We start from the raw sequence: 13994 nt of genomic DNA, 5'->3' as shown, positions 1-13994 counted from the left end.
AGCCATGCCAAGGCATTTCATGACGATTGACGCCGCCCGCAAAAACCTGACCGCAATCGAAAATTCCGCTGTCGACGAATTGCTGGCCGGCAGGGTCGACCGGCGCGATTTCCTGCGCCACGGCAGCGTGCTTGGCCTGTCGCTGCCGTTGCTTGGTGGCATTTTGGGAGCGGCGGGTTTCGGGACGCAAAAGGCCCTCGCCGAGGGGAAGCCGGGCGGCACGGTGCGCGCCGGCGTGGCGACGCCGGGCGGCGCCATCGACCCCGTCACCTTCTATGACAGCGGCAGCTACCAGCTGGTTTTCCAGACCGCCGAATTCCTCTGCATCACCCAGCCGGACCTGACCCTGAAACCGGTTCTGGCGGAAAGCTGGTCGCCCAACGAAGACGGCAGCGTGTGGACCTTCAAGCTGCGCAAGGGCGTGAAATTCCACAATGGCGAGGACTTCAAGGCCGAGGACGTTGTCGCGACGTTCGATCGGCTGGCCGATCCCAATGGCGCCTCCAACGCGCTGTCGGTGTTCAAGGGCCTGCTGTCGAAAGGCGGAACCCAGAAGGTTGACGACCACACCGTCGCCTTCCATCTCGACGCGCCGAACGGCAGTTTTCCCTACTCGGTGTCGATCGACAATTACAACGCCGTCATCCTGCCGGCGAGCTACAAGGGCGACTACGAAAAGACCTTCGAGGGCACCGGGCCGTTCCGGATGGAGACCTACACGCCCAAGGTCGGTGCGACCTTCGTCCGCAACCCCGACTATTGGGGCGAAAAAGCGCTGCCCGACCGTCTCGAATTCAAGTTCTACGGTGATGTGCAACCGCGCATCCTGGCGCTGCAGGCCGGCGAGGTCGACATTCTCGACGCGGTTCCGCTCGATGTCAGCCAGGTGGTGCTGAACAGCCCCGACATCACGGTGCTGCGCGTCGCCTCGACGGCGCACCGCCAGCTTCACATGCGCTGCGACATGGCGCCTTTCACCGACAAGCGCGTGCGCCAGGCGCTTGCGCTCAGCATCGATCGGTCCAAGCTGGTCGACGGCTTGTGCCGCGGCATGGCGGCCACCGGCAATGACAGCCCGTTCGCGCCGGCCTTCCCCGCCACCGACAAGTCGGTGCCGCAGCGCACCCAGGATATCGCCAAGGCCAAGCAACTCATGGATGCGGCGGGCCTCGCCAGCGGCTTCGACATCACGCTGACGACGCTGCGCTATTCCGACATTCCGGGCTATGCGCAACTGTTCCAGAATTTCGCCAAGGAGATCGGCGCCCGCATTTCGCTCAACATCGAGGATCAGGACAAATATTACGGCAAGGCGGTGTTTGGCCAATCGGATTGGCTGGACAGCCCGTTGGGGATCACCGACTACGCGCATCGCAGCGTGCCGAATGTCTTTTTGAAGAGCCCGCTGGTCAGCGACGGCCCGTGGAACGCCGCGCATTTCAAGAGCCCTGCCTATGACGGCATGGTCGCCAGCTACCTCAAGGCGCTCGACATCGGCGCGCAGCGCGCGGCTGCATCCGACATCCAGAAACTGCTGCTCGACGAGACGCCTGTGATCTTCAGCTATTTCCCGGACCTTCTGGTGCCGGTGCGCAAGAATGTCAGCGGCCTGCCGCCGATCGCCGCCGGGTTGCTGCTCGATCGTGTGTCGCTGGGGTAGAGGCTGCCGAGATCATGCTCGAACAGGCAGAGGCCAGATCGGACCGCTCCGGGTTTCGGGCGGTGGGGCTATCCGGCAGCAGGGCCGCGACGAACGATGGGGGGCCATCGTTCCAGCGATTCGACACCGGCAACGCCCGCCGCCCGGAAGCCCTCGCCGGCCATCGGCTCGGCCTCATATCGCCCTAGCCATGCGCCCTCGTCCGGCCACGACAGACAAGAAACGGGAGACTACCATTCGCAAGCCTCATCTGCGCGGTCGCGGACCGCATTTCCCCGTGCTCGACACTATCGTGCAGTACGATTTCGAGCCCGGCTATGTCGCCTTCGCCATGCCCTCGCTGAAGCGGCTGCGGGTCCAGGTCGGTTCGATGACCGTTGCCGACACCACCAGGGCACTGGTTCTGTACGAATCCGACCATCTGCCGGTCTACTATTTTCCGATCGAGGACGTGCGCGAGGAATTCCTGCTGCCCTCGAAGACGACGACGGAAGACCCATATAAGGGCGTCGCCACGCACTACTCGCTCAATACAGGCATCACCCTGGTCGAGGATGGCGCATGGCGCTATCTCGATCCCGTCAAGGGTTGCCCGCCGATCTCAGGCTACATGTCGTTCGTGTGGAGCAAGATGGGCCACTGGTTCGAGGAGGACGAGGAGATCTTCGTCCATGCCCGCGATCCGTTCCGCCGCGTCGACTGCCTGCCCTCCTCGCGGCGCGTACAGGTTATCCTCGATGGCGAGCAGGTCGCAGATTCACGGCGCGGCGTGTTCCTGTTCGAGACCGGGCATCCAGTGCGCCATTATCTGCCCATTTCGGACACACGGCTCGATATGTTTGCGCCCAGCCGCTACATCTCACGCTGCCCCTATAAGGGCATCTCCAACTACTATCACGTGACGACAGCCAAGAAGCGCCACGAGAACCTGGTCTGGTACTATCCAGAGCCGGTGCATGAAGCAGAACGCATCAAGGGACTGGTCTGTTTCCACCACGAACTGGTCGACAAGATCCTGGTCGACGGCGTCGAAATCCCTAAGGAGGCCACGGCCGCGTCCGACGGATATTTCTGAGCCTTCACGCTCGACTGGTCAGGACCTGGTTCAGCCTTGCGTTTCGCATTTGCGTCCGTCGGCAGCGGTGCTATTTTTGTGCCGCGGCGGACACCTGCTTATGAGGAAAGCACTCCATCATGCGATTTGGCCCTGGCTTGTCGCCCTGGCGGCGACGCCGATGCCGGTGCTTGCCAAGAACGCTCCCGCCTTCGAGTTGAAGCTCGACATCGATCGGGACGGCAAGAGCGACCGGGCGGTCGTCCAGCAAGAGGCCGGCGGCCCCGCCGATCTCTACATCTATCTGGACGCGGAAAAGCCCGGTCCCTCACGCCAAGCGGATTTCGTCAGGAAAGGGCTGACGGAAGACCGGGTCATCGATCTCGAAAGCAAGGACAAGGGATCGCTGTCGGTTACGTCCTGCTTCGGCTGCGGCGCCAGCAAATCGACGGAAGAGACGCTGACGATCGTGCATCGCCAGGGCAAGTTCCTGGTCGGCGGCTATAGCCGCAATTGGGACTGGAACCAGCAGACGTCGAGCGGCGTCGAGACGACGCTTGGCGATTGCGACATCAACTATCTCACCGGCAAGGGTACCGTCTCCAAGGATTTGGAGGCGGGCAAACCCATCAAGGGCAAGTTCAAACCGGTACCGCTGAAGGACTGGTCCTCTGAAATGCGCCCGAAGGCCTGTGATTTCTGAAGAGGTTGATCGAGAGACGGCATAGCGAATACCCTCACCGCACAGGGAGGGCTAGCAATGGATCTTTTCAAACTGAATGGTGACGTCGCACTGGTCACCGGTGCCGGCAGCGGCATCGGCCAGGCAATCGCCATCGGGCTGGCCGAAGCCGGCGCCGATGTCGCCTGTTTTGGCCATGCATCAAAGGGCGGGCTGGACGAAACCGCCCACCGGATCACCGCGCTCGGCCGCCGGGCGCTGGTGCTGACAGGCACGGTGACGTCGGAGAGCGACCTGGCCACGGCCATCGATCGCATCGAAGCCGAACTCGGTGCGTTGACGGTCGCTGTCAACAATGCCGGCATTGCCGGCTCGGAACCGGCGGAGGCGCTGTCGCTGGACAAATGGCGGAGGGTGCACGAAGTCAATGTCGCCGGCGTGTTCCTGTCCTGCCAGGCCGAAGCGCGCAAGATGCTGGCGCGCGGCAAGGGCTCGATCATCAACATCGCCTCGATGTCGGGCACCATCATCAATCGCGGGCTGACGCAGGCGCACTACAATTCCTCGAAGGCCGCCGTCATCCATATGTCGAAGAGCCTGGCCATGGAGTGGGCCGATCGCGGGCTGCGCGTCAACGTCGTCAGCCCGGGCTACACGCTGACGCCGATGAACAAGCGGCCGGAGGTTGCGGAAGAGGTCAAGATCTTCAAACGCGACACGCCGATGGGACGAATGGCGGCGCCCGAGGAAATGGTCGGGCCGACAGTGTTCCTGGCCAGCCGGGCGTCGAGCTTCGTCACCGGCCTCGACCTGATCGTCGACGGCGGCTACGTCTGCTGGTAACAGGCATGCGAGCCCTGTCCGTCGGCGTCGGCCGACTTGGCCTGCAGCCTGAAATACGCCGCGAACGTAGCGTTAGTCGTTGCGCGGCATGAACGTTGGTATATATAATTTCATCCTATGAAACGCGCTGGCGAGACGGGGCTTGCCGGCCAACAGCCGAGATCATGACCTTGATGGCTCGCACCTTGCAGAGCGCCGCAGGACTGGCAAGTGATCCGCGGATTGCTATCGCGGCGATCGATCGGCCATGAGACTGGGCCGCCCCGGCAGCATCCGTCATCATCGAAATCGAGCATCGCCGCGCCGGCCTTGCGCCGCTGGCGACAACAGCCTTGCGCAACAGCCAGCCTTTCCAACACAATCAAGAAAAGACGCAAGAAGGGAACGACCAATAAACGTCACAGCTTGAAGGAGAACCAAGCAATGCCAGTTCGCAGTGTGATTTCGAAATTCTCAATGGGAGCTTTTGCACTTGCCGCGGCAAGTGTCATGACGCCGACAGCGCAGGCAGCGGCACCGGAGTCCAACGACCCGATCAAGATTGCCTTGTTCGACTGGACCAGCGTCAACCTCAACGCCAAGATCCTCGGCGGCATCCTGGAAAAGCTCGGCTATACCGTCGAATATCCGACCGCCGACTATCTCTCCAGCCTGACCACCGGCCTCACCAATGGCGACATCGATGTCGGCCTGGAGTTCTGGGACACCACCGCCGGCGAGGCCATGAAGGCCTCCGACGCCACTGGCCAGACCGAACGGCTCGGCAAGCTCGGCCCAAAAGCCAAGGAAGAGTGGTGGTTTCCCGAATACATGAAGGAAAAGTGCCCGACCTTGCCGGACTGGCACGCCCTGCTCGACGCCGCCTGCGCGGCATCGTTCTCGACCGCCGAGACGGCACCGAAAGGGCGCTATCTCGGTGGCCCGGTGACCTGGGAAGGTTTTGACGACGAACGTGTCGCGGCGCTGAAACTGCCCTTCACCGTCATCCATGCCGGCACCGATGCGGCGATGTTCGCCGAACTCGATTCCGCCTATCAGCGCAAGGCGCCGATCATGCTGTGGATCTACTCACCGCATTGGGCGCCTGCAAAATACAAGGGCGAATGGGTGCAATTCCCCGAATACACACCCGAGTGCTACAACGACCCGAAATGGGGCGTGAACCCGGACGCCAAATACGACTGCGGCAAGCCGCATGGCGAGATCTGGAAATATTCCTGGAACGGCATGAAGGACAAATGGCCGGTCGCCTACAAGGTGGCCAAAGCCTACACGATCGACACCGACGAGTTGAACAAGATGAGCGGCGAGATCGATCTCGACGGCAAGACGCCGGAGGATGTCGCCGCTGCCTGGATCGCCGCCCACGAAGCCGACTGGAAAGCCTGGGCGCAGTGATCGCTCCGACTGGAAAAGGGAGACCCGGCTGGTACCAGCCGGGTCTCAATTCCTGGTGTTCCAGAAGGACGACTGAATGACGAAAGCTATTGAACAGGCATCGAACGCAACGGGGAAAGATCCCCGGCCGATAAAACTTGCCTGCCGCAATGTCTGGAAACTGTTTGGGACGAACGCCGCCAATTTCATCCGCGAGCGCGACGGCAAGGCCAGCGCAGCCGACATAGCCGGAGCCGGGCTGGTCGGCGCGGTGCGCGCCGTCGACCTCGAAATCCGACAGGGCGAGATCTTCATCATCATGGGCCTGTCAGGGTCTGGCAAGTCGACGCTGGTGCGCTGCATGTCGCGGCTGGTCGAACCGACACATGGCAAGGTCGAATTCGAAGGCAAGGACCTGCTCGAGATTTCCGATGCCGCGCTGATCGAACTCAGGCGCCACCGCATGGGCATGGTGTTCCAGAATTTTGCGCTGCTGCCGCATCTGAACGTGCTCGACAACATCGCCTTCCCGCTCAGCATCCAGGGACAGGATCGTTCGACACGCGAGGCTCGCGCCCGGGAAGTCATCGAACTCGTCGGCCTGCGCGGGCGCGAGCATTTCTATCCGCGCGAATTGTCGGGCGGCCAGCAGCAGCGTGTCGGCATCGCCCGCAGTCTCGCCACCAAGCCGGAAATCTGGTTTCTCGACGAGCCGTTCTCGGCGCTCGATCCATTGATCCGCCGCGAGATGCAGGATGAGCTGATGCGGCTGCAGACCATGCTGCACAAGACCATCGTCTTCATCACCCATGATTTCGACGAGGCGATAAGGCTGGCCGACCGCATCGCCATCATGAAGGACGGCGAAGTCATCCAGATCGGCACGCCGGAGCAACTGGTGGTCAATCCGGCGACCGACTACGTCGCCGAGTTCACCCGTGACGTCGACCGCGCCAAGGTGATTTCGGCACGCAGCCTGATGCGCCCTTGCGATGGCGCCGAACATGGCGGCACGGTGGCGCCGGAGGCCAAGATCGCCAGCTTCTCGGCCAGCATCGTTGCCGCCGGTAAACCGTTCGCCGTGGTCAACGGCACCGGCAAGCCGATCGGCGAGGTGACGCCGCAAGCGGTGATCGATCTTCTGGCCGGCATCGAGCGAGCCGGCGCATGACTGTAACGGCAAGCAGCAGCCAGGCAAGGCCGCCGATTCAACGGTGGCTGGTGATCTGGGTGCTGGCGCTTGCCGCCGTGCTGGTGGTGTTCCTGCTGCAGGACGTCGTCCCTTGGGCTGTCGACTATCCGGCGAGCGCCGTCGTGCCCGTCGCCGACTGGGTCAGCGCGCTGATGGGCTGGATCAAGTCGAACCTGTCCTGGCTGACCCGCTCGGTCACCGCGATGCTCGGCGTGCCGCTCGACTTCGCGCTCAACCTCTTGGCCAAGAATTTCAAGATCGGTCACGGCGCGGACGCTTTCGTGCTGCCGCGTTTGTCCTGGGTTGGCGTCTGTGCGACCGCCTTCATTGCAGGATATGCAGCCGGCGGCAGAAAACTTGGCATGCTGGTTGGCGGCTGTTTCCTCTACATCGCGCTGTTCGGCCAGTGGACCAGCGCCATGCTGACCCTGGCGCTGATCTCGATCGCGGTGCCGTTCTGCATTCTCACCGGGCTATTCGCCGGCATCTGGGCGTGGCGCAAGCCGTGGGCGGAGAGGCTCATCGTCTCCCCTGCCCTCGACCTCATGCAGACGATCCCGACCTTTGCCTACCTGATCCCGATGCTGCTCCTGTTCGGCAACAGCCCGGTCTCGGCGATGATCGCCACCGCCATCTTCGCCACGCCGCCGATGGTGCGGGCAACCATGCTCGGCCTCACGCGGGTGCCCTTGGAGATCGGCGAGTTCAGCGACATGGCCGGCTGCACCGCGCGGCAGAAATTGTGGCGGGTGCTGTTGCCCTCGGCACGGCCGACGCTGATGGTTGGCGTCAACCAGGTGATCATGCTGGCGCTGAATATGGTGATCATCGCCTCGATGATCGGCGCCGGCGGGCTCGGCTACGACGTGCTGCTCGCCCTGCGCGCGCTGAAGGTCGGCGAGGCGATGGAAGCCGGGCTGGCCATCGTCGCGCTCGCCATCGCGCTCGACCGGCTGAGCCAGGCCATCGCCCACAAACAGGCAACAGGCAATGTCCACCGGTCGTCCGCCAGCCCGCGTTTCTGGCGGCGCTACCCCAATCTGACGCTGGCCATTGCGATTCTTGCCGTCACCACGCTGCTCGGCCTGTTCGTGCCGGCTTTCGCGGCCGTGCCGAAGGCGATCACCTTCACCACCGCGCCATTGTGGAAAGCGGCGGTGAACTGGGTGACGATCAACTTCTTCGACATCATCGAAGCGTTTCGGGTGGCGCTTATCCTCAACTTGCTTAACCCGCTGCGTGCCTTTTGCGAGGGCTTTCCTTGGCTGGGCGCGGTGTTCCTGCTCGGCCTTGCCGGCTACCAGCTCTCAGGCTTGCGGCTGGCTGCACTTGTCGCGGCACTCACCGCCTTCTGCGCCATCACAGGCCTTTGGGAAAAGACCATGGCGACGGTCTATCTCTGCGGCATCTCGGCCTTCATAGCCTGCCTGATCGGCATTCCGATCGGGCTTGCGGCGGCGCGAAGCGACCGCTTCGAAAAGATCGTCACGCCCGTCATCGACACCCTGCAGGTGTTGCCGTCGTTCTGCTTCATCATTCCGGTGGTGATGCTGTTTCGTGTCGGCGATGTCACCGCAATGATCGCAACGATAGCCTTCGCCGTGGTGCCGGCGATCCGCTACACCAATCATGGCATCAGGCAGGTGCCGCCGGCACTGATCGAGGCGGCGAAGGTTTCCGGCTGCACGCCGCGCCAGACTTTTTTCCGTGTGCAATTGCCGCTGGCGCTTCCCGAAATCATGCTCGGCGTCAACCAGACGATCCTAATGGCGCTGGCGATGATCATCATCTGCGCCATGGTCGGCACCCGCGACCTCGGCCAGGAAGTGTTCATCGCGCTGTCGAAGGCCGATTCCGGCCGCGGCATTGTCGCCGGCCTCGCCATCGCCTTCATCGGCATCGTCGCCGACCGGGTGTTCAACGCCTGGACGGCGAAGGCGCGGGCAAGATTGGGATAGTCAGCAAGGTGCGCGGCGGCTACTCCGCCGCGACGCCCTTCACTTCGAGATAGCTCTCCATCGAATCGTCCAGCGCCTGCAGCCACGGTGTGTGGTGCAGCGGCGCCATGGTGCCAGTCATCAGCGAGCGATAGGAATGGTCGCGGAAGCTCATAATGTCTTCCGCCTTGTGATGCTCCCACTCCATGAAGGTCTGGTTGACCGCCTCGACGTCGAAGCCGGGATAGTCGGTCTGGTCCATCAATTCCTTGGTGTAGTCGCCCTGGAACCAGATCATCTGCTCGGCGTCCTCAAGCGTCTCCTCGCGGGCGCGCCATTTGGCGCCATGCGCCGCCATCGCCTCGGCCGAGGGCAGCTTGATGCGGCCCATGATGACGTCGCGGGCGAACCAGGCCTGCGCGTCGAACATGTTGAAGGTGTAGAACTGGTCCTGCATGCCGATATAGGACAGCTTCGGGTTCTTCTCCCAGACCACGCCCTCGTAGAGGTCGAGCGGCCACATGCGATTGGCTGTCTTGAGCTTGAGGTCATCGGTCAGGAAGGGGAAGGAATGGAGATAGCCGGTGCACAGGATGATGGCATCGACATCCTTGGTCGTGCCGTCCTTGAAATGCGCCGTCTTGCCGACGACCTTCTGCAGCAGCGGCACCTCTTTCCAATTCTCCGGCCATTTGAAACCCATCGGCTTGGAGCGATAGCTGGAGGTGATCGATTTAGCGCCGTATTTGTAGCATTGCGAACCGATGTCCTCGGCCGAATAGGAACGCCCGATGATCAGGATGTCCTTGCCCTTGAACTCCATCGCGTCGCGGAAATCGTGGCTGTGCAGGATGCGGCCGTTGAAGGTCGAGAAGCCCTCGAAATAAGGCACGTTGGGCACGGAGAAGTGCCCGGAGGCAACAACGACGTTGTCGAACTCTTCGGAGTAAGTCACGTCGTTGGTCCGGTCATGCGCGGTGACGGTGAATTTCTTCGTCTCGTCGGAAAAGGTCACCATGCGCACCGGGCTGTTGAAGCGCACCCATTTGCGCAGGCCCGACTTCTCGACGCGGCCCTTGATGTAGTCCCACAGCACGGCGCGTGGCGGGTAGGAGCCGATCGGCCGGCCGAAATGCTCCTCGAATGTGTAGTCGGCGAATTCCAGGCATTCCTTCGGCCCGTTCGACCAGAGGTAGCGGTACATCGAGCCGTGCACGGGATCGCCATGTTCGTCGAGCCCGGTGCGCCAGGTGTAGTTCCACAGGCCGCCCCAGTCGGACTGCTTTTCGAAGCAGACGATCTCGGGAATCTCGGCGCCCTTGTCGGCAGCCGACTTGAAGGCCCTGAGCTGAGCCAGACCGGACGGCCCGGCTCCAATGACGGCAACACGAGTTTTCATTTCCGGGCCTCCTCTTTTTTGATTTCCCCAGCGAAACAAATTTCACTGACAGGACAGTAATTGGCCCTTCCGTGCTGTCAACAGCGATCTGCGGAAACGGCATTTGCGCACAATCGATTCCTGGCGAAAAACCCGCGACGTTCGCACTCAAAGGACCGGCGCATGCACCACAAGACGGCTTGCCGTTGCGGTTGCGCTGCTGTATCGCCACCTGACATGTTCACCTTGAGTGAAATAAATCCGCGAAGTCCGGGGGCGACATGGCGAAAGACAGTACCAAGGCCGGGCTTGCCGGCGCCAAACCAAAGCCGCAGCCAAAGGTCTCGGCGGACGGCAAGACTATCCGAGCGCCGCTGACGCAGAACCCGCACGCCATCCGTGATACCCGCGAGAAGGTGCTGGAGGTGGCGATCGGCCGCGAGGTGCGGGCGTTCCGCAAGAAACTCGGCATCACCGTCGCCGATCTCGCCGTCGCCACCGACATTTCGCTGGGCATGCTGTCCAAGATCGAGAACGGCATCACTTCGCCGTCGCTGACCACGCTGCAGGCGCTGTCGCGGGCGCTCGGCGTTCCCGTCACCGCCTTCTTCCGCCGTTTCGAGGAAGAACGCAGCGCTGTCTTCGTCAAGGCCGGCCAAGGCCTTGACGTCGAACGCCGCGGCACGCGCGCCGGCCACCAGTACAATCTGCTCGGTCATATCGGTTCCAACACCAGCGGCGTCGTGGTCGAGCCCTATCTGATCACGCTGACCGAGGATTCCGACGTGTTCCCGACCTTCCAGCACGAAGGCATGGAGTTCCTCTACATGCTCGAGGGCGAGGTCGTTTACCGGCATGGCAGCAACCTCTATCCGATGAAGCCCGGCGACAGCCTGTTCTTCGACGCCGACGCGCCGCACGGGCCGGAAGAACTGACGCGGCTGCCGATGCGGTACCTTTCGATTATCTGCTATCCGCAGAACAGCGCTGGTTAGGCACTTGGTTCCTCGCCCCTGTAGTGGGGAGAGGTGGCTCGGCGAAGCCGAGACGGAGAGGGGAGCGCCCTACGAAGGCCCCCTCTCCGTCCGCTTCGCGGACACCTCTCCCCCGCCTCTGGCGGGGGCGAGGAACCCAAGTCTTTGGAGGTCAATCCGGCCCAAACCCCGGTGATGTCGCGCTCCCATCATCCAGCTTCGACAGCCACTCGACCAATGTCGACCGATAGCGGGTCAAGCCCTTATAGGTGGCGAGTTCCTCCGGCAGGTCGCGTATGACGCGATGCAGGCGCCGCGCCCATTTCGGCTGCGTCACCAGTTCGTCCATCTTGATCAGGTAGCAGCGGATCGGGAAGACGATGCCGTTGGAGCGCGGCAGCCGCCAGAAGCTCTGCAACTCGACCCGCAGATGCACCTTGTCGCCGACGTTCTCGGGCGTCACCGTTGCCCGGTCCGGACCCCATTTGTGGTAGTTTTCGGGGCTGGTATCGAGGCGCGGATTGATGGTCATCGTCCAGTTCAGTCGCCTGGCCGGCTTGCCCTGCTGGATATTGGTGAGGAATTTCAGCGCCCTGACGAAAATCCCCTTCTCATGCGCCAGCGGCACCGGCGCGTGCCACTCGAAGAAATTCATGCCGATGTCGAAATCGAGCGACCAGTCGGCCTGGGTGGTGACCATGCCGGCATCCATCCACAGATTGCCGTCGCGCTGGTCGAGGATGCAGAAATCGCCCTGGCTCTGGCGGGTGATGTATTCCATCGGCCCGTAAGGCAAAGTCGAGGTGTCGCCGAAGGTGAAGGTGTCATCGATGCCGAGCGGCCGGTTGATCCAGCGCCAGCGATCGCCGTCGCGCATCAGTGTGAAATGCTCGGGGTAACCCAGTGCCTGCTGCTCCATCAAAAGTTCCAGCAGATCCCAGCTGGCGAGCGTCATGTGCGGCAGCGACTGGCAGCGCAGCGGATCCTCTGCCAGCACCATCGCGCGGTCCTGCATCTCGGCGACATAGTGTTCGTCGACGTCGATCAGGTTCTCCAGCACCGAGCCCTTCGGGCCGACGACATGCGGCTCGATATTGACTGCATACATGTAGCTGTCTTCGTGGAACGGGAACGGAAATCGTCTGATGTGCTCAGGGCTGTTCCTGAAGGTGAAGTCGTCGCGGAACGTTTCCTTGCGAAAGGTGATGCCCATGATTTCCTCCTAGAGCGGGATGCCCGCTCTATCTCTTTGTTTTAGCCGCATTTCTGCGACGCCAAGTATCCACTTGGCTGCAAAATGCTCTACCGTTCCAGCACCAGCGACCGGCCTTCGAAGCGCGACACGCACGGCATGATCTTCCTGCCGGAACGGTGTTCTTCCTCGCTCAGCCAATGGTCGTTGTGGATGAATTTGCCGTCGCACGAGATGACGTTGGTCTCGCATTGGCCGCAGACGCCGCCACGGCAGAGATAGGGTGGATCGACGCCGGCCGCCTCGATGGCTTCGAGCAGGCTCTGCTGCGAGCCGACGCGGATCGTCTTGCCGCTGACGGCGAGCGTCACGTCGAATGGCAGGCCGGGCTGGGGCGCCGCGAAATGCTCGTAGTGCACGGTCTCCGGCGGCCAGCCGAGCGCGGCGGCGCGGTCGCGCACCCAGTTGATCATGCCGGCGGGGCCGCAGACATAGAGATGCGTGCCGAGCGGTTGCGAGGACAACAGCCGGTCGAGATCGATGCGCTCCTCAAGGTCATCGTGATAGAGTCGGACCCGACGGCCGTAGCGTTCCCGGAGCAGGTCGGCATAGGTACCAAGCGAGGCGGTGCGGCAGGTGTAGTGCAGTTCGAAATTGCCGCCTTCGCCAGCCAGTTGCGCGGTCTGCGCCATGAACGGCGTGATGCCGATGCCGCCGGCCAGCATCAGGTGTTTTTTCGCCCTGAGATCAAGCGAGAACAGGTTGACCGGATAGCTTACCACCATCTCCAGCCCCGGCCGGACCTGGTTGTGCATGAACAGCGAGCCGCCACGACCGACATCGTCGCGGCGCACCGAGATGGTGTATTCGCGCGTGTCGAGCGGCGAGCCCATCAGCGAATAGGGATTGAGCCTTGTGCGCTCGCCATCGCGCATCTCGACCACGACATGGGCGCCGCCAGAAAAGGTGGGCAACAACCCGCCGTCACGCCGGCGGAAATGGAAGCGGGTGACCAGGTCATTGACCGGGACAACGTCGCTGACGACGACATCGAGCTTGGTGGTGCCGGTGCTCATGGGAAGGCCTCCTCGGTCGGAGGAATCTCGGAGCGGTCCTCGGCGTTGATGCAGACGCCCTGGAAGGCGGCGAGCCGTCGCGAATAGTGGTCGCGCACCAGAAGCAGCAGGCCGCAATGCGAACAGGTCGCGGGCTGCGTCGTCACATTTTCGGTTATGCCCTTGCAGTGCACGCACTGCATGCGCCGCGCCAGCGAGCCGCGATGCTCGGTCTGCATGGAGGTGTGGTCGATGCCGGCTTCGAGCGCCACCTGCATGGCCTGGCCGATCAGCCCTTCGGTGCCGGCAAGATAAAGGCGCAAGCCCATATGCGCGTTGGTCAGGGTCTGCTTCAGACGCGGCAGCAGGCTAGCGAAGGACGGCGCAATGTGCAGTTGCGCCGGCTTCAAGGCTTCGAGAGCGGCAACGTATTTGCCGTCTGGACCGGCAATGAAGACGATTTCGGCTCCGTCGAAGAATCCGGCCGGAGCCCTGGCGGCCATGTCTTTTATCGCGAGCGCGCCTTCGGCATCCGCCACGAAAAGATGATGCTTGCCCGGCTGCGGAGACAGGGTCCCGTAAATGGGCCGGCTGATGATGGTCTTGGCTGCCATTCTGTCTTTGTGCCTCGAAACCCTCGCTGTCGATTA

The 13994-nt window shown here is 62.5% G+C and carries 12 protein-coding genes; 8 read left to right on the top strand and 4 right to left on the bottom strand.

Going from position 1 to position 13994, the window contains the following annotated elements:
• Positions 1–4: 4 nt before the first annotated feature.
• From EN808_RS14960 to EN808_RS14930, 7 genes are all read left to right on the top strand, one after another.
• Positions 5–1660: an ABC transporter substrate-binding protein gene (locus tag EN808_RS14960; protein WP_135916243.1), complete on the top strand. Its 1656-nt coding sequence runs from the start codon at positions 5–7 to the stop codon at positions 1658–1660.
• 277 nt (positions 1661–1937) lie between these two features.
• Positions 1938–2735, top strand: coding sequence for a DUF427 domain-containing protein (locus EN808_RS14955; RefSeq protein ID WP_245525076.1), 798 nt, complete (start codon positions 1938–1940; stop codon positions 2733–2735).
• 100 nt (positions 2736–2835) lie between these two features.
• Complete coding sequence (locus EN808_RS14950; RefSeq protein WP_135916241.1) at positions 2836–3417, top strand: hypothetical protein; 582 nt, start codon at positions 2836–2838, stop codon at positions 3415–3417.
• A 57-nt stretch (positions 3418–3474) separates the two neighbouring features.
• A complete protein-coding gene (locus EN808_RS14945) occupies positions 3475–4239 on the top strand; it encodes an SDR family oxidoreductase (RefSeq protein WP_135916240.1) in 765 nt (254 codons plus the stop codon).
• Positions 4240–4662: 423 nt separating this feature from the next.
• Positions 4663–5637, top strand: coding sequence for an ABC transporter substrate-binding protein (locus EN808_RS14940; protein WP_135916239.1), 975 nt, complete (start codon positions 4663–4665; stop codon positions 5635–5637).
• Between the two features lie 76 nt (positions 5638–5713).
• Positions 5714–6787: a glycine betaine/L-proline ABC transporter ATP-binding protein gene (locus EN808_RS14935; protein WP_127278418.1), complete on the top strand. Its 1074-nt coding sequence runs from the start codon at positions 5714–5716 to the stop codon at positions 6785–6787.
• Positions 6784–8766, top strand: coding sequence for an ABC transporter permease subunit (locus tag EN808_RS14930; protein WP_135916238.1), 1983 nt, complete (start codon positions 6784–6786; stop codon positions 8764–8766). Before EN808_RS14935 ends, EN808_RS14930 begins: the two co-directional genes overlap by 4 nt.
• 19 nt (positions 8767–8785) lie before the next feature.
• On the opposite strand, the gene EN808_RS14925 is transcribed toward EN808_RS14930, so the two are convergent.
• Positions 8786–10144, bottom strand: coding sequence for an NAD(P)/FAD-dependent oxidoreductase (locus EN808_RS14925; RefSeq protein WP_127873042.1), 1359 nt, complete (start codon positions 10142–10144; stop codon positions 8786–8788).
• Between the two features lie 260 nt (positions 10145–10404).
• Here EN808_RS14925 and EN808_RS14920 point away from each other — a divergent pair, with 260 nt between their 5' ends.
• Positions 10405–11118 carry an XRE family transcriptional regulator gene (locus EN808_RS14920; RefSeq protein ID WP_127278422.1) on the top strand — a complete coding sequence of 238 codons (714 nt, stop codon included), beginning with the start codon at positions 10405–10407 and terminating at the stop codon, positions 11116–11118.
• Between the two features lie 151 nt (positions 11119–11269).
• Here EN808_RS14920 and EN808_RS14915 read toward each other — a convergent pair whose 3' ends face one another.
• The 3 genes from EN808_RS14915 to EN808_RS14905 all read right to left on the bottom strand — a co-directional run bounded on the left by EN808_RS14915 (position 11270) and on the right by EN808_RS14905 (position 13958).
• Positions 11270–12310 carry a DUF3445 domain-containing protein gene (locus EN808_RS14915; RefSeq protein ID WP_135916237.1) on the bottom strand — a complete coding sequence of 347 codons (1041 nt, stop codon included), beginning with the start codon at positions 12308–12310 and terminating at the stop codon, positions 11270–11272.
• 89 nt (positions 12311–12399) lie between these two features.
• Positions 12400–13365 carry a PDR/VanB family oxidoreductase gene (locus EN808_RS14910; protein ID WP_135916236.1) on the bottom strand — a complete coding sequence of 322 codons (966 nt, stop codon included), beginning with the start codon at positions 13363–13365 and terminating at the stop codon, positions 12400–12402.
• Positions 13362–13958, bottom strand: a complete 597-nt coding sequence (locus EN808_RS14905; RefSeq protein ID WP_127870654.1) for a dimethylamine monooxygenase subunit DmmA family protein — start codon at positions 13956–13958, stop codon at positions 13362–13364. Before EN808_RS14905 ends, EN808_RS14910 begins: the two co-directional genes overlap by 4 nt.
• Positions 13959–13994 lie beyond the last annotated feature (36 nt).

The organism is Mesorhizobium sp. M8A.F.Ca.ET.165.01.1.1 (assembly GCF_004792065.1).
Classification (GTDB): domain Bacteria; phylum Pseudomonadota; class Alphaproteobacteria; order Rhizobiales; family Rhizobiaceae; genus Mesorhizobium.
Note: the sequence above shows the minus strand (reverse complement) of the source record. Positions and strands in the feature narration are given on the sequence as shown.